Source organism: Mycobacterium sp. UM_11, assembly GCF_001414075.1.
Taxonomy (GTDB): domain Bacteria; phylum Actinomycetota; class Actinomycetes; order Mycobacteriales; family Mycobacteriaceae; genus Mycobacterium.
On record NZ_LATC01000078.1, the window covers coordinates 1 to 23,238 of the forward strand.

Annotated in this window: 24 protein-coding genes, 1 tRNA gene, 1 other RNA gene and 2 pseudogenes; 12 read left to right on the plus strand and 16 right to left on the minus strand. The window is 69.1% G+C overall.

What is annotated here, in order from left to right:
• Positions 1 to 14: 14 nt before the first annotated feature.
• A pseudogene (locus WU80_RS18145) lies at positions 15 to 527 on the plus strand (CHAD domain-containing protein); the annotation flags it as partial.
• 6 nt (positions 528 to 533) lie between these two features.
• On the opposite strand, the gene rnpB reads toward WU80_RS18145, so the two are convergent.
• Positions 534 to 937, minus strand: an RNA gene (rnpB, locus tag WU80_RS18275) — RNase P RNA component class A.
• An 87-nt stretch (positions 938 to 1,024) separates the two neighbouring features.
• On the opposite strand from rnpB, the gene WU80_RS18150 reads away from it, so the two are divergent.
• Both WU80_RS18150 and WU80_RS18155 read left to right on the plus strand, forming a co-directional pair.
• The gene (locus WU80_RS18150; protein ID WP_055404400.1) at positions 1,025 to 1,735 is read left to right on the plus strand and encodes a 2OG-Fe(II) oxygenase; all 711 of its coding nucleotides are present in this window, start codon (positions 1,025 to 1,027) and stop codon (positions 1,733 to 1,735) included.
• Between the two features lie 45 nt (positions 1,736 to 1,780).
• Positions 1,781 to 2,950, plus strand: coding sequence for a cytochrome P450 (locus tag WU80_RS18155; protein WP_055404390.1), 1,170 nt, complete (start codon positions 1,781 to 1,783; stop codon positions 2,948 to 2,950).
• A gap of 10 nt (positions 2,951 to 2,960) precedes the next feature.
• On the opposite strand, the gene WU80_RS18160 is transcribed toward WU80_RS18155, so the two are convergent.
• On the minus strand, positions 2,961 to 3,857 hold the full coding sequence (locus WU80_RS18160; RefSeq protein ID WP_055404387.1) for a hypothetical protein: 897 nt from the start codon (positions 3,855 to 3,857) through the stop codon (positions 2,961 to 2,963).
• A 126-nt stretch (positions 3,858 to 3,983) separates the two neighbouring features.
• Here WU80_RS18160 and tpx point away from each other — a divergent pair, with 126 nt between their 5' ends.
• From tpx to WU80_RS18175, 3 genes are read left to right on the plus strand one after another with little or no spacing between them, the layout of a single operon-like run.
• Entirely contained in the window at positions 3,984 to 4,481 is a 498-nt protein-coding gene (gene tpx, locus WU80_RS18165; RefSeq protein ID WP_055404398.1) for a thiol peroxidase, read from the plus strand.
• A gap of 20 nt (positions 4,482 to 4,501) precedes the next feature.
• Positions 4,502 to 4,696 (plus strand): ferredoxin, encoded by a 195-nt coding sequence (locus WU80_RS18170; RefSeq protein WP_055404386.1) that lies wholly within the window; start codon positions 4,502 to 4,504, stop codon positions 4,694 to 4,696.
• Between the two features lie 39 nt (positions 4,697 to 4,735).
• Entirely contained in the window at positions 4,736 to 6,277 is a 1,542-nt protein-coding gene (locus tag WU80_RS18175) for a molybdopterin-dependent oxidoreductase (protein ID WP_055404396.1), read from the plus strand.
• A 4-nt stretch (positions 6,278 to 6,281) separates the two neighbouring features.
• Here WU80_RS18175 and WU80_RS18180 read toward each other — a convergent pair whose 3' ends face one another.
• Genes WU80_RS18180 through cobC form a run of 6 tightly spaced genes read right to left on the minus strand, consistent with a single transcriptional unit; the run spans position 6,282 to position 11,107 of the window.
• A complete protein-coding gene (locus WU80_RS18180) occupies positions 6,282 to 6,482 on the minus strand; it encodes a hypothetical protein (RefSeq protein ID WP_055405806.1) in 201 nt (66 codons plus the stop codon).
• Between the two features lie 21 nt (positions 6,483 to 6,503).
• The gene (locus WU80_RS18185; protein ID WP_055404382.1) at positions 6,504 to 7,085 is read right to left on the minus strand and encodes a TetR-like C-terminal domain-containing protein; all 582 of its coding nucleotides are present in this window, start codon (positions 7,083 to 7,085) and stop codon (positions 6,504 to 6,506) included.
• Positions 7,086 to 7,102: 17 nt separating this feature from the next.
• On the minus strand, positions 7,103 to 8,215 hold the full coding sequence (locus WU80_RS18190) for a bifunctional RNase H/acid phosphatase (protein ID WP_055404380.1): 1,113 nt from the start codon (positions 8,213 to 8,215) through the stop codon (positions 7,103 to 7,105).
• Positions 8,212 to 8,949, minus strand: a complete 738-nt coding sequence (locus tag WU80_RS18195; protein ID WP_055404378.1) for a zinc ribbon domain-containing protein — start codon at positions 8,947 to 8,949, stop codon at positions 8,212 to 8,214. The genes WU80_RS18190 and WU80_RS18195 overlap by 4 nt, the downstream gene beginning before the upstream one ends.
• Positions 8,946 to 10,082 carry a Nif3-like dinuclear metal center hexameric protein gene (locus tag WU80_RS18200; RefSeq protein WP_055404376.1) on the minus strand — a complete coding sequence of 379 codons (1,137 nt, stop codon included), beginning with the start codon at positions 10,080 to 10,082 and terminating at the stop codon, positions 8,946 to 8,948. Before WU80_RS18200 ends, WU80_RS18195 begins: the two co-directional genes overlap by 4 nt.
• Positions 10,079 to 11,107 carry an Rv2231c family pyridoxal phosphate-dependent protein CobC gene (cobC, locus tag WU80_RS18205; RefSeq protein WP_055404374.1) on the minus strand — a complete coding sequence of 343 codons (1,029 nt, stop codon included), beginning with the start codon at positions 11,105 to 11,107 and terminating at the stop codon, positions 10,079 to 10,081. The genes WU80_RS18200 and cobC overlap by 4 nt, the downstream gene beginning before the upstream one ends.
• Before the next feature lie 81 nt (positions 11,108 to 11,188).
• Between cobC and WU80_RS18210 the strand changes: the two genes are divergently transcribed.
• From WU80_RS18210 to WU80_RS18220, 3 genes are read left to right on the plus strand one after another with little or no spacing between them, the layout of a single operon-like run.
• The gene (locus WU80_RS18210; RefSeq protein WP_197281286.1) at positions 11,189 to 11,899 is read left to right on the plus strand and encodes an HAD-IA family hydrolase; all 711 of its coding nucleotides are present in this window, start codon (positions 11,189 to 11,191) and stop codon (positions 11,897 to 11,899) included.
• A complete protein-coding gene (locus WU80_RS18215; protein ID WP_055404370.1) occupies positions 11,892 to 12,389 on the plus strand; it encodes a low molecular weight protein-tyrosine-phosphatase in 498 nt (165 codons plus the stop codon). The genes WU80_RS18210 and WU80_RS18215 overlap by 8 nt, the downstream gene beginning before the upstream one ends.
• 1 nt (position 12,390) lies before the next feature.
• Complete coding sequence (locus WU80_RS18220; RefSeq protein WP_055404368.1) at positions 12,391 to 13,215, plus strand: SURF1 family protein; 825 nt, start codon at positions 12,391 to 12,393, stop codon at positions 13,213 to 13,215.
• Between the two features lie 57 nt (positions 13,216 to 13,272).
• Here WU80_RS18220 and WU80_RS18225 read toward each other — a convergent pair whose 3' ends face one another.
• A complete protein-coding gene (locus WU80_RS18225) occupies positions 13,273 to 14,262 on the minus strand; it encodes a cobalamin biosynthesis protein (protein WP_055404366.1) in 990 nt (329 codons plus the stop codon).
• Positions 14,263 to 14,315: 53 nt separating this feature from the next.
• A complete protein-coding gene (locus WU80_RS25935; protein WP_156349637.1) occupies positions 14,316 to 14,468 on the minus strand; it encodes a hypothetical protein in 153 nt (50 codons plus the stop codon).
• Between the two features lie 61 nt (positions 14,469 to 14,529).
• Here WU80_RS25935 and WU80_RS18230 point away from each other — a divergent pair, with 61 nt between their 5' ends.
• Positions 14,530 to 15,360: an oxygenase MpaB family protein gene (locus WU80_RS18230; protein WP_055404364.1), complete on the plus strand. Its 831-nt coding sequence runs from the start codon at positions 14,530 to 14,532 to the stop codon at positions 15,358 to 15,360.
• Here WU80_RS18230 and WU80_RS18235 read toward each other — a convergent pair.
• The 6 genes from WU80_RS18235 to WU80_RS18260 form a co-directional block, all read right to left on the minus strand.
• Positions 15,357 to 16,478 carry an epoxide hydrolase family protein gene (locus WU80_RS18235; RefSeq protein WP_055404394.1) on the minus strand — a complete coding sequence of 374 codons (1,122 nt, stop codon included), beginning with the start codon at positions 16,476 to 16,478 and terminating at the stop codon, positions 15,357 to 15,359. The two genes, WU80_RS18230 and WU80_RS18235, sit on opposite strands and share 4 nt — an antisense overlap.
• Before the next feature lie 146 nt (positions 16,479 to 16,624).
• A complete protein-coding gene (locus tag WU80_RS18240; protein WP_055404363.1) occupies positions 16,625 to 17,659 on the minus strand; it encodes a hypothetical protein in 1,035 nt (344 codons plus the stop codon).
• Between the two features lie 84 nt (positions 17,660 to 17,743).
• Positions 17,744 to 17,818 (minus strand) — tRNA-Val (locus WU80_RS18245).
• Between the two features lie 46 nt (positions 17,819 to 17,864).
• Positions 17,865 to 18,326: a peroxiredoxin gene (locus WU80_RS18250; protein WP_055404361.1), complete on the minus strand. Its 462-nt coding sequence runs from the start codon at positions 18,324 to 18,326 to the stop codon at positions 17,865 to 17,867.
• Positions 18,326 to 18,748: a DUF3052 domain-containing protein gene (locus tag WU80_RS18255; RefSeq protein WP_055404358.1), complete on the minus strand. Its 423-nt coding sequence runs from the start codon at positions 18,746 to 18,748 to the stop codon at positions 18,326 to 18,328. The genes WU80_RS18250 and WU80_RS18255 overlap by 1 nt, the downstream gene beginning before the upstream one ends.
• 81 nt (positions 18,749 to 18,829) lie before the next feature.
• Complete coding sequence (locus tag WU80_RS18260; protein WP_082459927.1) at positions 18,830 to 19,411, minus strand: hypothetical protein; 582 nt, start codon at positions 19,409 to 19,411, stop codon at positions 18,830 to 18,832.
• 184 nt (positions 19,412 to 19,595) lie between these two features.
• On the opposite strand from WU80_RS18260, the gene aceE reads away from it, so the two are divergent.
• Both aceE and WU80_RS18270 read left to right on the plus strand, forming a co-directional pair.
• Positions 19,596 to 22,385, plus strand: coding sequence for a pyruvate dehydrogenase (acetyl-transferring), homodimeric type (gene aceE / locus WU80_RS18265; RefSeq protein WP_055404354.1), 2,790 nt, complete (start codon positions 19,596 to 19,598; stop codon positions 22,383 to 22,385).
• Positions 22,386 to 22,538: 153 nt separating this feature from the next.
• Positions 22,539 to 23,238 (plus strand): annotated as a pseudogene (locus tag WU80_RS18270) (PucR family transcriptional regulator); the annotation flags it as partial.

Here is a 23,238-nt window from a genome sequence, read left to right on the forward strand (position 1 = left end):
GTGTATAAGAGACAGCGCTGATGGCGATGCGAACGCAGCGCTACTTCCGGCTGCTCGACGCCCTCGAGGCGATCGCCGCGCAACCCCCCGGCGCCGCCTCGGGCGAGGAACACGCGCCGGTCACCATCGACGCCGCCTACAAGAAGGTCCGCAAGGCGGCCAAGGCCGCCAGGGCGGTCGCCGAGGTGGACCCGGAGCAGCCGGACGACCAACACCACCGCGACGAGGCGCTCCACCGAATCCGCAAGCGGGCCAAGCGGCTTCGCTACACCGCGGCGGCCACCGGCGCCGACAGGGTCGCCGAGCAGTCGAAGGCCGTCCAGTCGCTGCTCGGTGACCACCAGGACAGCGTGGTCAGCCGCGAGCACCTGCGCCACGAGTCCGAGGCCGCGCACGCCGACGGCGAGGACACCTTCACCTACGGCCTGCTGTACCAACAGGAGGCCGACCTGGCCGAGCGGTGCGCTCAGCAGCTCGACGACGCGTTGCGCAAACTCGCCAAGGCGGTGCGCAAGGCCCGGCGCTGAGCGGGGCGGACGAGTCGGCCTGTAAGCCGGATTCTGTTCCCCGCTGCCGCGGCATGAGCAACGGCGGCGGGGTGGCGACCATCCATCTGGACACACCGTCGCCGGGTGCCTCAAGCGGCCTACCCGCAGGCTCGGGCGAGCAACCCTCGAGCGCCTGCGCGGCCGCACCTTTCGGTGCGGCCTTCTTGGCCTTGCTTCGGGTGGGGTTTGCCTAGCCACCCCGGTCACCCGGGGTGCTGGTGCGCTCTTACCGCACCGTTTCACCCTTACCACCGCGAGGGTGGCGGTCTGTTTTCTGTGGCACTGTCCCGCGAGTCACCTCGGATTGCCGTTAGCAATCACCCTGCTCTGTGAAGTCCGGACTTTCCTCGAACCGCCTTGCGGCGGTCCGCGGCCGCCCGGCCAACTCGTCCGCGAGGATTCACGCTACTACTTGCGCGAGGCCGGGGCCAGCAACTATCGGCCGGCGGGCTCGGCGCGGCCCTATCGTGAACCTGATGGACCGATGGCAAAAGCGCGTCGACTCCGCCGACTGGGACACCGTCACCGGCGCGCTCGACGAATACGGCGGGGCGCTGCTGCCGCGGCTGATCACCAAGAGTGAGGCGGCCCGGCTGCGCGGCCTATATAGCGACGACAGCCTGTTCCGCTCGACCGTCGACATGGCGCCCAAGCGGTACGGCGCGGGGCAGTATCGCTACTTCCACGCCCCCTACCCCGACCCGATCGAGGAACTCAAGCAGGCGCTGTATCCCCGGCTGTTGCCGATTGCCCGCGACTGGTGGGGCAAGCTGCGCCGCGACCCGCCATGGCCGGATAGCCTCGACGATTGGCTGGCGACCTGCCACGCGGCCGGCCAGCGCAGGTCCACCGCACTCATGCTGAGGTACGGCCCGGGCGACTGGAACGCCCTGCATCGAGACCTGTACGGCGACTTGGTCTTTCCGCTACAGGTGGTGATCAACCTGAGCGAACCCGAAACCGACTACACCGGCGGCGAATTCCTGCTCGTCGAACAGCGGCTGCGCGCGCAATCCCGCGGCATGGCAACGCAATTGCCCCAGGGGCACGGCTTCGTGTTCACCACGCGGGAGCGTCCGGTGCCCTCGCGCCGCGGCTGGTCCGCGGCGCCGGTGCGCCACGGGGTGTCGGTCGTGCGCTCGGGCGAGCGCTACGCGATGGGCCTGATCTTCCACGACGCGGCCTGAGGCTAGGCCATTGCCCAACGCGAACGTTGGTGCCAGTCTGACCAGATGACAGAAACCGAAGGGTTCGTCGACCAAACGGTCACGGGTCTCGCGGAGCCACAGCCGATGTACAAGGCGTTGCGCGAATCCAGCCCGGTGTTCCGGTCGCCGCAGGCGGTCGTGCTGAGCCGCCTGGCCGACATCGAGATGGCGCTCAAGCACACCGAGTTGTTCTCGTCGAACATGGACGCCGTCGATCTCGGCAACGTGAGGCCGCTGATCCCGCTACAGATCGACCCGCCGGAGCACGCCAAGTACCGCCGCGTCCTCGACCCGTTGTTCACGCCGCGGGAGATGGCACGGCGCGAGCCGCGCGTCACCGAGTTGGTGAACGAGATGATCGACCGCTTCGCCGACCGGGGCGAATGCGACTTCCATGCCGAGTTCGCGGTGCCGCTGCCGTGCACCGTCTTCCTGCAGCTGCTCGGGTTGCCGCTGGAAGACCTCGACAAGTTTTTGGAATGGAAGGACGGCGTCATCCGCCCGGAGGGCGATTCGGGCTTCGACCGCCGCCACGAGAGCTCCGCCGGGGTGGCGCAACAGATCTACGACTACTTCGACCGCGCGATCGACGACCACATCGCCAGCCCCCGCGACGACGTGCTGTCGGCCATGATCGCCGCCGACATCGCCGGGCAACCGCTGTCGCGTGAGGAGCTGCTCGACATCTGCTTCCTGTTCCTGATCGCCGGCCTGGACACGGTGACCGACTCGCTCGACTGTTTCTTCGTGTACCTGGCGCGCCATCCCGAGCACCGTCACCAGCTCGTCGAGCAACCCGACGTGCTGCCCAGCGCCATCGAGGAGTTGTTGCGTTGGGAGACACCGGTTCCCGGCGTGGCGCGGGTGGCCATCCAGGACGTCGAGGTGGGCGGGTGCCCCATCAGCAAGGGCGAACGGGTCAGCCCGTTGCTGGGCGCGGCCAACACCGACCCGGCCGAGTTCCCCGATCCGGAGCTGGTGGACTTCACCCGCAACCCGAACCGGCACCGCGCGTTCGGCGGCGGTCCCCACCGATGCCTCGGCTCGCATCTGGCCCGCATGGAGCTGCGGGTGGCGTTGCGCGAATTTCACCGGCGCATACCGGATTACGAGATCAAACCGGGCACCCAGCTGAGCTACACCGCCGCGCTGCGTTCGGTGGAGTCGCTGCCGCTGATCTTCCCGGTGCCTTAGGTGGTGCGGCTCAGACCTTGACGGCCCGCGAGGCTCGGCGCTCCTGACCCGGCATCGTGGGCATTCCGTTTCCCCGCCCGGAAGTCGAGAAGTGTCGCAGCGGAACTTCGTCGCTATCGCGCATCGAGCCCGAAATGAGGTACTCGGGTCGCGGTTCCGGCTCCGGCAGGAAGTCGCGGCGGTACGCGTCGAGCCGGTCGACAATCAACAAATAGTCGAAAATGTGTCGGCTGAGAATCGACAGGTCGGCCTTGCCGAGCTGGTCGGCCTTGAACAATGGGTAGACGAACTCGAACGCCCGGAAATAGCCCTGGCTTTCGATGTCGTTCACCAGGCAGATCACTTCCGAGGCGACGAACGACGACAGATCGAGAATCTCCCGATTCACTTGGCGGGCGCGGTCCATGTGAAAGTGAATCGCATCCATCACCGGGGTGTGCGCCGCGGGGCTGGCCGACGCAATCAGCATGTTGGTGGGCGTTTGCGGTCCGATCTTGCTGCAAGTCTCCTGAACGTTCGCCAACGAATTCTCTCGATGACTGTCGAAGCCGGCCGCTTGGTGCAAGGTGCCCATGAGATTGGTCGCCTCGCCAACGACGCGAGCGATCAGCGGCTCCAGGTTCTTGTAGATGTTTTGGCGATCGCGCCGCAGCGGCAGCCGGACTACCAGCAGGTAGAAGATGAATGCCTCCACGTAGCCGTTGGCGAGGTGGAAACCGACGGCGCCGAGTCGCTCACCACCCGGGAAGATTTCCGGAGTGTTGGCCAGGAGAACATGCTGGGCAAGGCAATAGGCCAGGGCGATGCATGCCAGCGCCCAGAGCGATCGGTTGAGTGTGCGTTCGAACGGGCTGAGATACGTGAGCTGAGTCGCTCGTCGCCAGCGGCGTTTGATTCCATCGCGCATGCGGCGATTATCGCCCAATTAGGCCGCCCTGGGCTCGAATTTTGCCGGCTTCCTTTTTCGGCCCCCGGCGCCGGTTAATTCGGCGACATCGGGACCTGACTCGGGCGGGCCTGGCACACTATGCGCATGGCACAGATAACCTTGAATGGAAACCCGATAAACACCGTCGGCGAGCTGCCTGCCATCGGATCCAAAGCCCCGGCCTTCAACTTGATCGGCTCCGACTTGTGGGTGATCAGTACCGAGCAGTTTCTCGGCAAGCCCTTGGTGCTGAACATTTTTCCGTCCGTCGATATCGCGGTTTGCGCGACGACCGTGCGGACCTTCAACGAGCGCGCCGCGGGAACGGGCGTGTCCGTGGTGTGCGTGTCAAAGGACCTGCCGTTCGCGTTTCAACGATTCTGCAGCGCCGAGGGCATCGACAACGTCAGGACGGCCTCGGCCTTCCGGGACAGCTTCGGCGAGGACTACGGCGTCACGATCACCGACGGCCCGATGGCGGGGCTTCTTGCCCGCGCCGTCGTGGTGATCGACGCCGACGGCAACGTCGCGTACACCGAATTGGTGCCAGAACTCGACGACGAGCCCAACTACGACAGCGCCCTGGCCATGCTGGTGGGCTGAGTGCAGGAGGAGCACCGCTGATGACCCGCATCCTCATCGACGCCGACCGGTGCACCGGCCACGGGCGCTGCTACACGCTGGCCCCGAATGTGTTCGACGCCGACGAGGTGGGCCACTCGGTCGTGCTCGTCCCCGACGTCTCCGGTGACCTCGAGGCGCAGGCCGTCACCGCCGAGCAGAATTGCCCCGAGGGCGCCATCACCCTGGTTCGCTGACGCGGGCCGGGATCCGGGCCGCTACGCGAGGATATGGGCATGACAACCACGCCGCCGGCATCGAACGGGCGGATGATCGCCGGGGTCGCGGCGGCGTCCGTCGCGTTGGGGGTGGCCCAGCTGGTGGGCATCCCGTTCGGGGCGCGGGCCGACGCCCGGGCCGCGATCGGCTCGGCCGTCGTCGACCTGACACCGGGGCCGGTCAAAGAGTGGGCGATTCAAACCCTGGGCACCCTGGACAAGCTCTTCCTGGCCGTCGTCGTGCTCGTGGTGATCGCGGCGATCGCCGCGATCGCCGGAACGCTGGAGACCCCGCGACGGCCGTTCGGCAGCGCCGTGATCGCGGCGGCGGGCGCGCTCGGATGCGCCGCGGTGCTATCGCGGCCGGGCGCGAGCGTGCTCGACACGATCCCCACCGTCGCGGGCGCGGTCTGCGGCGTGGCGGCCCTTCGCTTGCTCACCCGCCGGTTCGGTTCCGGCCCCGAAGATCCCGATGCCGGCGAGCCGGACGCCGGCAGGCGCAGGCTGCTCGTGCTTTCGGTGCTGGGGTTCGGGGTGGTGAGCGGCGTGGCCGGTGCGGTGATCACGCGGTTGGTGCATTCGGTGGCCGCGGACCGCAACAGCTTCGCGCTTCCCCGCCCGCACGCGGCGGCGCCACCCATACCCGCCGACGTGCAGCCGAAAGGTGTTGAGCTGCCCAGCTTCATCACTCCCAGTGCCGACTTCTACCGGGTGGACACCGCGCTCGCGGTTCCCCAGCTCAGCCACGGCGACTGGCGGCTGCGCATCCACGGCATGGTGAACCGCGAAGTTACGTACGGCTTCGCCGACCTCGCCGGCTTCGACGTGGTCGAAAAGGTGGCGACGCTGACCTGCGTATCGAATCCCGTTGGAGGCAAACTCATCTCGACGGGCGTCTGGACGGGTTACCGGGTCGCCGACCTGCTGGCGGCGGCCGGGGTGCATCCGGACGCCGACATGGTGCTCTCGACGTCGATCGACGGATTCACCGCAGGCACACCGGTGGATGCGCTCACCGACGGCCGAGACGCGTTGCTGGCGGTCACCCTCAATGGCCAGCCCCTGCCGATCGAGCACGGCTATCCGGCGCGGCTGGTCGTGCCGGGGCTCTACGGGTACGTGTCGGCCACCAAGTGGGTCGTCGACCTGGAGCTGACCCGCTTCGACAGGGCGGAGGCGTACTGGACGCGGCAGGGCTGGGCGCCACGCGCACCCGTCAAGACCCAGTCGAGGATCGACGTGCCGAGAGGTGGTCAGCGGGTGCCGATGGGCCCGGTCGTGTTTGGCGGTGTCGCATGGGCGCAGAATCGCGGCGTGCGGTCCGTGGAGGTCCGCATCGACGGCGGCGGGTGGCAGCCCGCCGAGCAGGGCGCGAGCTATTCCAACGAGACATGGCGGCTGTGGACGTTTCCCTGGGAGGCGAAAAGCCCTGGGAGGCACACCATCACGGTGCGCGCCACCGACAACACCGGGGCCACCCAGACCGCGGATCGCGTCCCTCCGGTCCCGGACGGCGCCACCGGCTGGCACACGGTGGACTTCACCGTCGCGGGGGCATGACGCGCTATCTCGACGAGAGCTTCCGCCAGCTGACCCCCGCGATCACGACGCCGATCACCGCCGTGATGGGGCCGATGACCGACCAGGTGGTGGTGTTGCTCATCGGGCTACCACCGAGCACCCCGAATCCCTGGAGCGCCCAGATCGAACCGAACAACGCGAGAATCAACCCGAAGGCGAGGGTGGCGACGAAGGTCCTTCTCATACCGGGATGCTACGCGCGCCCTCACTTGCGGGCGAGGGCGTGATACGCCATGTCGGCGATGGCCTCGCAGTACTCGTCATCGACGGGGACGTCGGAGTACAGGACGCGAATGTTGAGCGGCGACAGCACGATCTGAACCGCGGCCAGGGTGTTGACGCCCTCGCGCAATTCGCCACGCTCCCTGGCCCGGTCCACGACCGCGCGCACGGCGGTGAAATGCGCCCACCAGAACCGCAACCGGGTGGCTTCGTCGTGTCCGCTGCGGCGGTCCATCACCAGCGAGCGCAGCAGCGTCCGACCCACCTCGGTGTTGATCCGATTGGTTACGTTGCGGGCCAACGCCTGTAGGTCGCCACGCAACGACCCGGTGTCGGTTCCGGTGTTCACCCTGTCGATATCGGACAGCACCGCGTCGACGATGAGCCGGCGCCGGTCCCCCCAATACCGGTACACCATCGCCGCGTCGAGGCGATGCCGTTCGGCGAGGGCTTCGATGCTGAACCGCTCGACACCCCAGCGGGACAATTCGTCGAGTACCGCCGGCATCACCCTCTCCCGGACGTCCGCGGGAATGGCTTCACGGGTCGGATCAGACGGCTCCATCGACGTCTCCTTCCGGCCTAGAGGTATCCGGTCTGGTTCACCAGGCGCACGGAAGACGCACCGTCGGAATAGAACTCGGCGATGCTCAGGGACGCCAGGTCCAGGTGCAACCGGTACAGGATGCCGGGACCGGCCTCCAGCGCGAGCCGCAGCAGCATTTTGATCGGCGTCACGTGCGACACCACGAGCACCGTGCTGCCCTGATGCGCGGCGATGATCCGTTCCCGGGCCCGGACGACCCGATCGAGCACGGCATCAAAGCTCTCGCCGCCCGGTGGGGTGGTGCCGGTGTCACGCAGCCAGCGGCCGTGCAGCTCCGGGTCGCGCTCGGCGGCCTCCACGAAGGTCAGGCCCTCCCAGGCGCCGAAATCGGTTTCGATCAAGTCGTCGTCGACGGTCACGTCCAGGCCGAGCGCCTTGGCGGCCCGGGCCGCCGTGTCGTAGGCCCGCTGCAGCGGCGAGGAGAACACCGCCGAAATCCCGCCGCGCTGCGCGAGATAACGCGCCGCGGCGTCGGCCTGACCCCGGCCCACTTCGGTCAGGGCCGGGTTGCCGCGGCCCGAGTAGCGGCGCTGGGCCGACAGCTCGGTCTGTCCGTGCCGCAGCAACAGCAGCCTGGTCGGCGTACCGCGGGCGCCGGTCCAGCCGGGCGCCTGTGGGGATTGCGCCGCAGCGGGTTTCGCGGATTCGGCCGCGCGCTCGTCGGGTTCGTTGGCCAGGTCGCTTTCGGCGGCCGCGTCCATCGCCTCGTTCGCCAACCGGTCGGCGTAGGAGTTGCGCTCGCGCGGAATCCACGTGTAGCTGATCCGGTCGAACCGCGACGCCAGCGCTTTCGCCTTGCCGTGCAGTTCGATCAGGTCGGGGTGCTTGACCTTCCACCGTCCCGACATCTGCTCCACCAACAGCTTGGAATCCAGGTAGACCGCGGCTTCGGTGGCGCCGAGTTGCAGGGCGTCGTCCAAACCGGCCAGCAGTCCCCGATATTCGGCCACGTTGTTGGTGGCCCGGCCGATCGCCTGCTTGTTCTCCGCCAGCGCCGTCGAGCGGTCCTCGGTCCACACCACGGCGCCGTACCCGGCGGGGCCGGGGTTTCCACGCGACCCGCCGTCGGCCTCGATCACGACCTTCACTGGTCGCTCCCGTTGACCCGCAACAGGATCGCGCCGCACTCCGGGCAGCGCACCACATCGTCCTCGGCGGCCGCGGAGATGCGGGACATCTCGCCGCGGTCGATCTCCAGGCGGCAGGCACCGCAGCGGCGCCCCAGCAGCGGCCCGGCGCCCGGACCTCCCCCGGCTCGCTGGCGTTCGTAGAGCGCCGACAGGGCGGGATCCAGCGCGGCGCTCAGGGTCTCGCGGCGTGACGAATGCGCCTGGCGTGCCTCGCTGATTTCGGCGAGCGCGGCGTCGAGAGCCTGCCGGGCGCCGGCCAATTCGGCCTCCAGCGCCTCGACCCTGCCCTGTGCGTCGTCCAGTTGGGTCTGCAGCTCCTCGCGCCGCTCCAGCACGTCCAGCAGCGAATCTTCCAGGCTGGCCTGGCGGCGCGTCAGGGTCTCCAGCTCGTGCTGGAGGTCCGACAACTGCTTGGCGTCGGCCGCCCCGGACTGCAGCAAGGATCGGTCGCGGTCTTCGCGCTGGCGCACCGCCTCGATCTCGGACTCGAACCGCGACACCTGAGTGTCGATGTCCTCCAACGCGATTCGGATGGCACCCACGCGGTCGCCGGCGGCGGTGAGTTCCTCCTGCAGCCGCTCGCAGGCCTGCCGCTCCGCCAGATGGCCGGCCCGGTGCGTGATGCGGGACAGCTCCGCATCCAGCTTCGACAGCTCGAGGAGCGAACGCTGCTGAGCGACTTCAGCCTTCATCGCTGGTCACCTTCCATCTGCCCCATGTTCCACGGGTCGGTGCGGATGCCGCACACCCGCACCGTCAGCGCCGCACCGAAACGGGACCGCAGCAGTTCGGCGGCCTGCTCGCACCAGGGAAATTCGCTCGCCCAGTGCGCCACGTCCACCAGCGCGACACTAGAGGACCGGCGATGCTCGTCGGCCGGATGGTGCCGCAGGTCGGCCGTAACGTAGGCCTGCACGCCCGCGCCGGCCGCGGTCGCCAGCAGCGAGTCCCCGGCCCCGCCGCAGACCGCGACCCGCGACACCGGCGCGTCGGGGTCGCCGGCCGCGCGGACGCCCCACACCGTTGGCGGCAGCGCGGCGTCCACGCGGGACACGAAGTCGCGCAGCGGTTCCGGGCGCGCCAGGGTGCCGATGCGGCCCAGCCCGGCGTCGCCGGGCAGGGGCAGCAACGCGAACACGTCGAACGCGGGCTCCTCGTAGGGGTGGGCGGCGCGCATCGCGGTCAGCACGGCCGCCCGGATCCGCGCCGGCGCGACGACCTCGAACCGGTCCTCGGTCACTCGCTCGACGGTCCCGACGCTGCCGATCGCGGGGGACGCGCCCTCGTGCGGCAGGAACTGACCGATGCCGGTGATGCTCCAGCTGCACTGCGAGTAGTCGCCGATGTGCCCGGCGCCGGCCTCGAACATGGCCGCCTGCACGGCTTCGGAGTTTTCGCGAGGCACGTAGACGACCCACTTGTCCAGGTCTGGCGCGGCGGTTCGCGGCTCGAGGGCCGCTTCGACGGTGAGGCCGAGGGCGTGGGCCAGCGCGTCGGACACGCCGGGCGAAGCCGAGTCGGCGTTGGTGTGCGCGGTGAACAGCGAACGGCCCGTTCGGATCAGGCGGTGCACCAGCGCGCCCTTGGGCGTGCTCGCCGCCACCGTGTCCACTCCGCGCAGCAGCAACGGGTGATGGGCCAGCAGCAGGCCGCCCTCGGGAACTTCGTCGACGACCGCGGGCGTCGCGTCGACCGCAACGGTCACCGACTCGGTGGCATCGTCGGGGTCGCCGCACACCAGTCCCACCGAGTCCCACGGCTCGGCGAGCCGCGGTGGGTAGGCCTCGTCCAGCGCGTCGATGATGTCGGCCAGCCGCACGCTCATCGCCGCACCTCCGAGATCGCCCGAACCAGCAGCGGCCACTCCCTGCGCACCGCGGCCCGCAGGTAGCGCTCGTCGAGGCCGACGAACGTATCGCAGCGGCGAATGGCGATCCCCTTGTCCTGCAGGCTCTTTCGGACCTTATCGGCCCCCGGCAAGCGGAACAGCACGAACGGGGCCCGGCCGGCGACCACCTCGGCGCCCACCGACGTCAGGCCGGCGACCATCTCGGCGCGCACCTCCGCCAGCCGCGCGGCACCGGCCGCCGCCTCGGCGACGGACTGCCGGCCGCAACACGCCGCGATGGCCGAAAGCTGCAGCGTGCCCACCGGCCAGTGCGCGCGCCGAGCGGTCAACCGGGCCAACACCTCCGGTGACCCAAGGGCGTAGCCCACCCGCAGCCCCGCCAGCGCCCACGTCTTGGTCAGGCTGCGCAGCACCAGCACGTCGGGCAGCGACTCAGCGGCCAGCGACTCGGGCTCGCCGGGGATCGAATCGGCGAACGCCTCGTCGACCACCAGGATGCGGCCGGGCCGGCGCAGCGCGAACAGCTGCTCGCGGGTGTGCACCACCGAGGTGGGGTTGGTGGGATTGCCCACGACGACCAGGTCGGCGTCGTCGGGAATGCTCACCCCGTCCAGGGCGAAGGGCGGCTCGAGCACGACGTGGTGCACGGGCACCCCGGCGGCGGTGAGCGCGTCGGCCGGCTCGGTGAACGACGGCGCGACGATCGCCGCCCGCGTCGGGCGCAGGTTGCTCAGCAAGGCGAACCCCTCGGCCGCCCCCGCCAGCGGCAGCACCTCGTCGCGGGCCCGGCCGTGCCGCTCGGCGATCGCGTGCTGCGCCGAACGCACGTCCCGCGCGCTCGGGTAGGAAGCCAGATCGGGCAGTCGCGCGGCCAGCCGGCGCACCAGCCACTCGGGCGGGTGGGTGTGTCGGACGTTGACGGCGAAATCCAGCATCCCCGGTGCGACCGCCTGGTCACCGTGATAGCGCGCCGCAGGCGGGCTCATGTTCAGACTCGCCACCCGAGAAACACTAGTGGGCCGCCCGACCCCGTGGCACCGACACCGTCACACCCGCCGAGGACCATCGAGGACAATGGTGAGGTGACAGGCACAGCGTCGGCGGATCGCCCGGCTTCCCGCTACCAAGCAACGTCGCCGGCTGCGGCGCAACTGGTGATCTTCGACCTCGACGGCACGCTCACCGATTCCGCCGAGGGCATCGTGGCCAGCTTCCTGCACGCGCTCGAGCACGTCGGCGTCGCGGTGCCCGACGGCGACCTGGTGGCCCAGATTGTGGGCCCGCCGATGGACGACACCTTCCGCGCCATGCTGGGCGAGGGGGCCGAGCCGGCGATCGCGGCGTTCCGCGCCGAATACGGCAGCCGCGGCTGGGCGATGAACACCCTGTTCGACGGCATCGAGCCGCTGCTGGCCGACCTGAGCGCCGCCGGCGTCCGGCTCGCCGTGGCCACCTCGAAGCTGGAACCGACGGCGCGGCGCATCCTCGCCCACTTCGGGCTCGATCGGCATTTCGAGGTGATCGCCGGGGCCAGCCCCGACGGCTCGCGCAAGACCAAGGTCGACGTGCTCACGCACGCACTCGAACAGCTGCAGCCTCTGCCGGAAAGGGTGCTGATGGTCGGCGACCGCAGCCACGACGTGCACGGCGCGGCCGCGCACGGCATCGACACGGTGGTGGTCGGCTGGGGTTACGGCCAAGCCGACTTCCCCGACGGCGCGGCGGTCGCCGGCGCCACGGCGGTGACGCACGCCGCCACCATCGACGAGCTGCGGGCGGTGCTGGGTGTCTGAGCGCGAGCCGCTGCACGTCACGTTCGTCTGCACCGGAAACATCTGCCGGTCGGTGATGGCCGAGAAGATGTTCGCCGACCAGCTGCGGCGCCGCGGCCTGGCCGACGCGGTCCGGGTGACCAGCGCGGGCACCGGCAACTGGCACGTCGGCGAATGCGCCGACCGCCGGGCGACCGACGTGCTGCGCGCCCACGGCTACTCCACCGACCATCGCGCCGCGCAGGTCGACGCCGACCATCTGCGCGCCGACCTGGTGGTGGCCTTGGGCCGCAACCACCTTCGGATGCTGCGCGAGTTGGGCGTCGACGAGGAGCGGGTGCGGATGCTGCGCTCCTTCGACCCGCGGTCGGGCGCGCACGCCCTCGACGTCGACGACCCGTACTACGGCGACGCCCAAGATTTCGAGGACGTCTTCACCGTCATCGAGGCGTCGCTGCCCGGCCTGCACGCGTGGGTCGACGATCGACTCGGCCGGAACGGATCCGGCTGACATGCGTCGGCTGGCGTTTCTGCTGCGGCCCGGCTGGATAGCCCTGGCGCTGGTGGTCATCGCCTTCACCTACCTGTGCTTCACGGTGCTGGCGCCGTGGCAGCTGGGTAAGCACAACCGGACGTCGCGGGAGAACCGTCAGATCGAGCATTCCCTCAACACCGCGCCCGTTCCCATCAAAACGCTTCTACCACAACAGGATTCGTCTGCCCCGGACGCGCAGTGGCGCCGGGTAACGGCCACCGGGCGCTACCTGCCCGGCGTCCAGGTGCTGGCCCGGCTGCGGGTGATCGAGGGCAAGCCGGCATTCGAGGTGCTGGCCCCGTTCGTCGTCGACGACGGACCCACCGTCCTCGTCGACCGCGGTTACGTGCGGCCCGAGCAGGGGGCCGAGGTCCCGCCCATCCCACCGCCGCCGCAGGATCCGGTCACCATCACCGCCAGGCTGCGCGATTCCGAGCCCGTCGCCGCCGGGAAGGATCCCTTCTCGCAAGACGGTGTGCCGCAGGTGTATTCGATCAACACCGGGCAGGTCGCGGCACTGACCAAGGTGCCGCTGGCCGGGTCCTACCTTCAGCTGACCGAAAACCAGCCCGGCGGGCTCGGCGTGATCGACGTGCCGCATCTGGACGCGGGCCCGTTCCTGTCCTACGGCATCCAGTGGATTTCGTTCGGCATCGTGGCCCCGCTCGGATTGGGCTACTTCGTGTATTCCGAGATCCGCGTCCGCCGCCGAGAAAAGCAGCAGCGACCCGAGGCGGTTACGTCAGCGGCGCCGAAGACGGTGGAGGCGAAACTCGCCGATCGCTACGGCCGCCGGCGCTAGCGAGCTCCATCGTGCGCTGAGGGCCTTCAGTGTGCGCTGAGGGCTAGGAACTCGCGATTATTCCGCCCTGGATGCACTTCCGATGCCGCCGTCGCACACTCGGCGCCTCGCAAGCGCTCTCGATGCCCCGCACAGCCCGACGAACAGCGCGGCGCCCGCCTGCACCGTGCGCGACAGCGCCACCGCCCGGCGCAGGTCGGCCACCGTCGGCTCGTGGCCGTCGCCCAGCGTGGGGCGGATCTGCAGCTCGTGGTGGTACTGCGTGGGCCCGCCCAGCCGCACGCCGAGCGCCCCGGCGAAGGCCGCCTCGACGACGCCGGCGTTGGGGCTGGGGTGGCGGGCGGCATCGCGGCGCCAGGCCCGCACCGCGCCCGAGGGCGACCCGCTCACGAACGGCGCGCACATCACCACCAGGGCCGCGGTCGCCCGCGCGCCCACGTAGTTGGCGGCATCGTCCAATTTCGCTGCGGCCCAGCCGAATCGGGCGTAGCGCCCCGAGCGGTAGCCGATCATCGAGTCGAGCGTGTTGACGCCGCGGTACGCCAGCACCGCGGGCACCCCGCCCGCGGTGGCGCACAGCAGCGGCGCCACCTGGGCGTCGGACGTGTTCTCCGCGATCGATTCCAGCGACGCCCGCGTCAGCCCGGCGCCGTCCAGCCAGGCCGGGTCCCGCCCGCACAGCGACGGCAGCAGCCGGCGCGCGGCCTCGATGTCGCCGCGTTCCAGCAGCTCCGACATCGCCAGGCCGGTGCGCGCCAACGAGGTTCCGCCCACCGACACCCAGGTGGCCGCCGCGACGGCCGCGATCGACCAGGGCCGGCCGCGGCGGTCGGCGGCTCGTTGCAGCGCTGCCCCGAGCAGGGCCACGCCCCCGACCAGCACGCCGACGTGCAGCGCCCCGGCGGCCCGGGTATCGCGGTAGGTCATGCGCTCGACGGCGGCCGCGGCCCGGCCGAACGCCGCGACCGGATGCCCGCGTGCCGGGTCGCCCAGCGCCACGTCGGCGAGGTAACCCACCAGCACGCCGGCAAGCCGCGTCGCAACCACCTCGGCAGCGTCTCACACGCGGTCGGACCGCCCACGCGGGCGCAACCAACGCTCTAGGCCATGGCGAGGATGCCCGCGAAGATCACCACGGCGATCAGCAGGCCGATTACCCACCAGATCAGCAGGGATGGTTCGAGCGAGCCGGTCGCAACGGCCGCCCGGTGCCGCGCCGGCCCGGTGGCCGAGACGCCGAATTGGGTGCTCATTCCGCTAGGCGTGCCCGTTTTCGGGCGGTTGTAACCCGCGGCACATGGTTCACTCGAAGACATGGCGTCGTCCGCGACGAAGCGGCCCGCGGCCCGGGTCTCCGACCTGCTGAACCCCGCGGCCGTGTTGTTGCCCGCCGCCAACGTGATCATGCAGTTGTCGTTGCCCGGCGTCGGGTACGGCGTGCTGGAGAGCCCGGTGGACAGCGGCAACGTCTACAAGCATCCGTTCAAACGGGCCCGCACCACCGGCACCTACCTGGCGGTCGCCACCATCGGGACGGAGTCCGACCGCGCGCTGATCCGCGGCGCCGTGGACACCGTGCACCGGCAGGTCCGCTCGACGTCGGCAAGCCCGGTGCCCTACAACGCGTTCGACCCGAAGTTGCAGCTGTGGGTGGCCGCGTGCCTCTACCGCTATTTCGTCGACCAGCATGAATTCCTGCACGGCCCGCTCGATGACGCCGCGGCCGACGCCGTCTATCTCGACGCCGCCCGGCTCGGCACCACGCTGCAGGTGCCTGAGGGCATGTGGCCGGCGGACCGGGCGGCGTTCGACGCGTACTGGAAGCGCTCGCTCGACGAGCTGCGCATCGACCCTCCCGTGCGCGAGCATCTGCACGGCGTCGCCTCCCTGGTCTTCCTGCCGTGGCCGCTGCGCGTACTGGCCGGTCGGTTCAACCTGTTTGCGACGACGGGGTTCTTGGCCCCGGAGTTTCGGGCGTTGATGGGCCTGGACTGGTCGCCGGGCCAGCAGCGCCGGTTCGGGTGGCTGCTGTCCGCGCTGCGGGTGGCCGACCTGTTCCTACCGCACGGAATCTGGCTGCTCGGGTACCAGATCTACTTGTGGGACATGCGATTTCGCGCCCGACGCGGTTGGCGGATCGTCTAGGACCGCACCGTCGCGAAGAACGCGCGAACGTCGTCGACGAACAGCTCCGGTTGCTCGAACGCGGCGAAGTGCCCGCCGCGCTCCATGTCCGTCCAGTGCGTGATGTTGTAGGCCGGCTCGCACCAGCTCCTGGGCGCCTTCAGCAGCTCGTGCGGGAAAGCCGCCACGCCCGTGGGCAATTCGACGCGGTCCAGCTGCCCAAACACCCTGAAGCTCTCCCAGTACAGGCGGGCCGAGGACGCGCCGCTGTTGGTCACCCAATAGAGCATCACGTTGTCGAGCAACTCGTCTCGGGTGAACACGTTTTCCGGGTGGCCGTCGCAATCGGCCCACGCCCAGAACTTTTCGACGATCCACGCCAGCTGCCCCACCGGTGAATCGGCCAGCCCGTAGCCCAGCGTCTGCGGCCGGGTGGACTGCTGCTTGGAATAGCCGGTGCCCCACTTGCGGTGCTCGGCCATCGCGGCCATCGCCCGTTGCTCCTCCGGGGTCGGGTCGGCCAGCGATTCCTTGGTGGGTCGCCCGATCGGCATGTTGAGGTGGATGCCCGCGCAGTGGCCGCGGTTTCGGCCGATCTGGGTGGTCACGGCGGCGCCCCAGTCGCCGCCCTGGGCGCCGTAACGGTCGTAGCCCAGGCGCAGCATCAGCGTCTCCCACGCCTCGGCGATCTTCTCGACACCCCAGCCCGTGCGGGAGGGCTTGCCGGAGAACCCGTACCCGGGAAGCGACGGGCAGACCACGTGAAAGGCGTCCTCGGCGCGCCCGGACGCCGGATTGGTCAGCGGCTCGATCACCTTGTGGAACTCTACGATCGAGCCGGGCCAGCCGTGGGTGATCAGCAGCGGGAACGCGTCGGCATGCGGCGAGCGCTGGTGGATGAAATGGATGTCCAGCCCGTCGATTTCGGTGACGAACTGGTGGAAGCGATTGAGCGCGGCCTCCCGGGACCGCCAGTCGTATTCGTCGGCCCAATAGGCCGCCAGGTCGCGGGTGTAGGCCAGCGGCATGCCCTGGCTCCAGTCGTCCACGCATTCGGCTTCCGGCCAGCGCGTGCGAGCCAGCCGCGAGCTCAGGTCCTCCAGGACGGCGTCAGGGACGTCGATGCGAAACGGTTCCACGGATTGCTCGGTCACGCCCCCGAGGTTGCCACATCGCCGGGAAGGCCCGCGAGTGAATCGCAGCCTGACCGATCCGACAATCCGAATTACCGCTACGCCGGGCCCAATGACTTTAAGCGGCAAGCCGACTCACCTTGGGTTGAGCCTCAGTTCGTTTGGTCGAATCGCTCGCGTTGCCGGACTCCGTATGCCGCCGCTTTAACGGCCTCGTCGTCTTCCATCCCGGATCCCAGGGCACCGCCCAATGTTGCGACTGCCGCAACCAACCAGGCCATCAACAACAGGGTCGAGAGGTTGACGGGGTGACCGATGTTATGAGCGACCATTTGCGGGGGGAGGGTCCACCACGCAGTGAGCAGTAACAGGATGAACAGCCCAACATGGAAAACGATGACGCCGATCAGCAGGGTGACGACAGTGGAGACGTTGTACAACACCGCGCGTTCACGTTCGTCGGCCGAATGCGGGCGCTCCCAGAGCTTGTGTTCGATGATGAGCCAGGCGATCATCGCCGCGCTCGCCAAGATCGTTGCGGTGCTCAATCGCCACGAGCCCATAGACGCGGACAGCTGCCAAATCGTCGGATACGCGAGGCTGACTGCCCCTGTGGCGAATGCCGCCATCATCACTTTGGACATGCCGGTAACCAATCGCCACGGGCGGTTGGCGTAAACCATGCCCGTCAGAAGCCGCAGCCGGGACAGGGCTGTCGGCGCGACGTAGCGGACAACGTCATCCTCCTGTCGCCGCGTCAGTCGCTTTACCGACGGAGTGTGCTCGTCCGACTGGTCGGTGACCTCGGCGACGATGGTCCGCGCCAAATGCCCCACCCGACGATCGATGAACACACCACCTACCCCTGGAATGGAAATCACTCCGAGTCGGTCGGGCACGCTGATCTCGGCTATCACCGGCGTTGTCCCCCGGCGTCGGGGTAGGTCCGTCAGGTAGATGACAATGTCTTCGCTCTCCCCACCCGGGTCGATGGCGCCGACCACGTCTGAGACTTCGGCATGCTCGTCGATCGGATAGGCCTGACGGCGCACCGACACGTCCCACCTGTCCTGCGCGGGGGCCCAGTCCGTGAGCGCGCTTGCAAGCGGATCAGACAGACGCTCGGCAATCGCCGCGGGCGCTCCGGGATCGGCGATAAGCAAGATTGACGATGGTTCCCCTGGCATCGTCCTCGCCTACCCGCGCTCCGAGCGGCCAAACTTTGTCGCCGCCGCGGCACGCGTCCGCGCGACTAATGCCCTGAGTGCATTTGGTGGGCGCGGACGGTATCGAACCGCCGACCGCTGGTGTGTAAAACCAGAGCTCTACCACTGAGCTACGCGCCCGTGCCCGAGGCAGGCTACACGCACAACGCCCGAGTACCCAAAACTTTCAGCCCCGCAAAGCGGCCAGCGCGTCGGTCCACAGCCGCTGGTTGCGGGATTCGCCGGGCTGTTTCATCTCGGCGAACCGGATGACGCCGGACTTGTCGATGACGAAGGTGCCGCGATTGGGGTAGCCGGCCTCGTCATTGAACACGCCGTAGGCCTGGCTGACCTCGCCGTGCGGCCAGAAATCCGACAGCACCGGGAAGGTAAACCCGCTCTCCAGCGACCAGATCCGGTGCGTGGGCGGCGGACCCACCGAGATGGCCAGCGTCGCGCTGTCGTCGTTCTCGTAGTCGGGCAGGTGATCGCGCAACTGGTCCAGCTCGCCCTGGCAGATGCCGGTGAACGCCAGTGGGAAGAACACCAGCAGCACGTTCTTGGCGCCGCGATAGGAGCTCAGGGTGACCCGCTGTTGGTTCTGGTCGCGCAGTGTGAAGTCCGGGGCGGTGGCGCCAACGGGCAGCATCAACGCTTCCCGGTTCGCGACTTCGGCTGCACCAGCCGGCTGGCGCTCCAGTCACCCAGGTTGACCGACGACGTCGGCATCAGGCCGGCGGTGGGGGCCGCCTCGGCGATCTCGGCCGGCAGAACGTGGCCGGGCTTGCCGGTCTTGGGCGTCAGCACCCAGATCACGCCGTCCTCGGCCAGCGGGCCGATCGCGTCCATCAGGGTGTCCACCAGGTCGCCGTCCCCGTCTCGCCACCACAACAGCACCACGTCGACGACCTCGTCGGTGTCCTCGTCGAGCAGGTCACCGCCGCATGCTTCCTCGACGTCAGCACGGATTTCGTCGTCGGTGTCCTCGTCCCAGCCCCATTCCTGGACAACTTGGTCCCGTTGGATGCCCAGTTTGCGAGCGTAGCTCGGGGCGTGATCCGCCGCGACCACCGTGGAGCCTCCTTAAACCGTGCCGCCTCGTGCGATGGGGATTATCGTCGCACAGCCGCAACCGGCTCGACACCCGCGCCTTTAGAAGGATGCCAGGCACAGTTTCAGCGCCTTCGTCTTGGCGTCGTTGAGCCGGTCCACCCGCCGATTGAATTCGCCCGTCGCCGCGTGGGTGCCGATGGCGTTGGCCACCCCATGCGCCGCGTCGATGTACATGTTGAACGCGTCCTTCAACTGCTGGGACAGCGCGTCGTTGAAGCTGTTGCTGACCGTGTCGGCGCTGTTGTTCAGCGCGTCGATCGCCGGGCCCTCCGTCGGGCCGGTGTTGCGCCCCGCGTTGAACGCCCCGACGAAGATGTTGACCTTGTCGATCGCGTCCTTGCTCGTGGTGGCCAGGTTGTCGCACGACGTCCGCACCGCCCGGGTGGTCAGCGATTGTTGGCGCTGGGACTCGCGCACCCGCGACGTCGCCGACGACGCGGACGCCGATGCGGACACCGACTGCCGATACGCCGGGGCCACCTGGGTGTCGGGGGTGGCCGTGCCGTTGGTGACGGTGGTACACCCGACGATCCCCATCAGCGTCGCCGCAATACATCCGAGCGCCAGAGCACCTCGCCTGGGGAAGCTCCCCGCAAGGGCGGCACGCGATCCGCTGAGCACGGCTCAGACGTTACCGGGTGGGTTTCCCGATCGTCCCGCTACGCACGAGTTCGTGTCCGCCGCGTGAACCCGCGCCCGCTACCAGGCGTCGGCTAGCCCTGCCAAACGCTGGTGCGGCACGATAGAGGGATACGGTGCGCAGCACCCCGAGGGCGCAAGCCCCGACAACTACAGGAGCAGTGCGTTGACAACCGAGTTCGCGCGCCACGATCTGGCCAAAACCCCTAGCAGCGCAAGCGAACCCGACCGCGTTCGGGTGATCCGCGAAGGCGTCGCGTCGTACCTGCCCGACATCGACCCCGAAGAGACGTCGGAGTGGCTGGAGTCCTTCGACGAACTCCTCGAGCGCTCCGGCCCGGCGCGGGCGCGCTACCTGATGCTGCGGCTGCTGGAACGGGCCGGGGAACAGCGCGTCGCCATCCCCTCGCTCACGTCAACCGATTACGTCAACACGATCCCGACCGAACTGGAACCGTGGTTCCCCGGCGACGAGGACGTCGAGCGGCGCTTCCGGGCGTGGATCCGGTGGAACGCCGCCATCATGGTGCACCGCGCCCAGCGGCCGGGAGTCGGCGTGGGGGGCCACATTTCGACGTACGCGTCGTCGGCGGCGCTGTACGAGGTCGGCTTCAACCACTTCTTCCGCGGCAAATCGCATCCCGGCGGCGGCGACCAGGTCTTCATCCAGGGCCACGCGTCCCCGGGCATCTATGCGCGCGCGTTCCTCGAAGGCCGGCTCAGCGAGGACCGGCTCGACGGCTTCCGCCAGGAACACAGCCACGCCGGCGGCGGGTTGCCGTCCTACCCGCACCCACGGCTGATGCCCGACTTCTGGGAATTCCCCACCGTGTCGATGGGACTGGGGCCGCTCAACGCCATCTACCAGGCGCGGTTCAACCACTACCTGCACGACCGCGGCATCAAGGACACCTCCGATCAGCACGTGTGGTGCTTCCTGGGCGACGGCGAGATGGACGAGCCGGAAAGCCGCGGGCTGGCGCACGTCGGCGCGCTCGAGGGGCTGGACAACCTGACCTTCGTGATCAACTGCAACCTGCAGCGCCTCGACGGCCCGGTGCGCGGCAACGGCAAGATCATCCAGGAGCTGGAGTCGTTCTTCCGGGGCGCCGGCTGGAACGTCATCAAGGTGGTCTGGGGCCGCGAGTGGGACGCCCTGCTGCACGCCGACCGCGACGGCGCGCTGGTGAACCTGATGAACACCACCCCCGACGGCGACTACCAGACGTACAAGGCCAACGACGGCGCCTACGTGCGCGACCACTTCTTCGGCCGCGACCCGCGCACCAAGGCGCTCGTCGAGAACATGACCGACGCCGAGATCTGGAACCTCAAGCGCGGCGGCCACGACTACCGCAAGGTGTACGCCGCCTACCGGGCCGCGATCGACCACAAGGGTCAGCCGACCGTGATCCTGGCCAAGACCATCAAGGGCTACTCGCTGGGCGCGCACTTCCAGGGCCGCAACGCCACCCATCAGATGAAAAAGCTTGCGCTGGAAGACCTTAAGCGCTTCCGGGACTCCATGCGGATCCCGGTCAGCGACGCCCAGCTGGACGAGAACCCCTACCTGCCGCCGTACTACCACCCCGGGCCGGACGCCCCGGAGATCCGCTACATGCTCGACCGTCGGCGCACGCTGGGCGGCTTCCTGCCCGAGCGCCGCACCAAGGCCAAGGCGCTCAAGCTGCCGCCCCGCGACATCTACGCCGCGCTGAAGAAGGGGTCGGGCACCCAGGAGGTCGCCACCACCATGGCGACCGTGCGCACCTTCAAGGAAGTGTTGCGGGACAAGGAGATTGGGCCGCGCGTCGTCCCGATCATTCCCGACGAGGCGCGCACGTTCGGCATGGACTCGTGGTTCCCGTCGCTGAAGATCTACAACCGCCTCGGCCAGCTGTACACCGCGGTCGACGCCGAGCTGATGCTGGCCTACAAGGAAAGCGAAGTCGGACAGATCCTGCACGAGGGCATCAACGAGGCCGGGTCGGTGGGGTCGTTCATCGCGGCCGGCACGTCGTACGCGACGCACAACGAGCCGATGATCCCGATCTACATCTTCTATTCGATGTTCGGCTTCCAGCGCACCGGCGACGGCCTGTGGGCCGCCGCGGACCAGATGGCCCGCGGCTTCCTGCTCGGGGCGACCGCGGGGCGCACCACGCTGACCGGCGAGGGCCTGCAGCACGCCGACGGCCACTCGCTGCTGCTGGCCAGCACCAACCCGGCGGTGGTGGCCTACGACCCGGCGTTCGCTTATGAGATCGCCTACATCGTCGAGAGCGGGCTGGCCCGGATGTTCGGGGACAACCCGGAGGACGTGTACTTCTACATCACCGTCTACAACGAGCCGTACGTGCAGCCGCCGGAGCCGGAGAACTTCGATCCCGAGGGCGTGTTGCGGGGCATCTACCGCTACCGCCCCGCCACCGAGCAGCGCGCCAACACCGCGCAGCTCCTGGCGTCCGGCGTGGCGATGCCCTCGGCGCTGCAGGCGGCCGAGATGCTGGCCACCGAGTGGGACGTGGCGGCCGACGTGTGGTCGGTGACCAGCTGGGGCGAGCTGAACCGCGACGGCCTGGCCGTCGAGAAGGCGCGGCTGCGGCACCCCGACCGCCCGGCCGGCACCGCCTACGTGACCCAGGCGCTGGCGAACGCCACCGGGCCGGTCGTCGCCGTGTCGGACTGGATGCGCGCGGTGCCCGAGCAGATCCGGCCGTGGGTGCCCGGCACATTCGTCACCCTGGGCACCGACGGGTTCGGCTTCTCCGACACCCGGCCCGCCGCGCGGCGCTACTTCAACACCGACGCCGAGTCGCAGGTGGTCGCGGTGCTGGAGGCACTGGCGCGCGACGGCGAGATCGACCCGTCGGTGCCGGTCGCGGCGGCCCGGCAGTACAAGATCGACGACGTGCAGGCCGCCCCGGAGCAGACGTCCGACCCCGGGGTGGCCTGAGGGCCTCCCACGCTGACCTGCTTCCCGCGAGTGTGCGGCCAGCCGCACAGTGGGCGCCGAAGCTGCGGCCAGCCGCACACTCGACGTCCCGCAAGGCGCGCCACCCCCGCCTCCTTTGGCACTTCCATCTAAAAAATGGCGTAGGTTTTAGCTGTGAATGACAATCCGTTCGCCGGCCCGTTCGCGAAGCAGCCGCGCTCGCCGCTCGAACTGCTGGACACGGTCCCGGACTCCGTCCTGCGCCGGCTGAAGCAGCACTCCGGCCGGCTGGCCACCGAGGCGGTGTCGGTCATGGGCGATCGGTTGCCGTTCTTCGCCGATCTCGAGGCATCGCAGCGGGCCAGTGTGGCCTTGGTGGTGCAGACGGCGATCAACAACTTCGTCGAGTGGATGCAGGACCCGCACAGCGACGTCAGCTACACCGCCCAGGCGTTCGAGCTGGTGCCCCAGGACCTGGCCCGCCGGATCGCTCTGCGACACAGCGTGGACATGGTCCGCGTCACCATGGAGTTCTTCGAAGAGGTGCTGCCGCTGGTGGCCCGCTCCGAGGAGCAGCTGACCGCGCTGACCGTCGGCGTCCTGAAGTACAGCCGCGACCTGGCGTTCACCTCCGCCTCGGCCTACGCGAACGCCGCCGAGGCGCGCGGCACCTGGGACAGCCGCATGGAGGCCAGCGTCGTCGACGCGGTCGTCCGCGGCGACACCGGTCCCGAGCTTTTGTCCCGGGCCGCGGCGCTGAACTGGGACACCACCGCCCCGGCCACGGTCGTGGTCGGGGTCCCCGCGCCCGGCCCCGACGGGTCGACCGGCCCGGGCGACGACCAGCGGGCCAGTCCTGTCTCTTATACACATC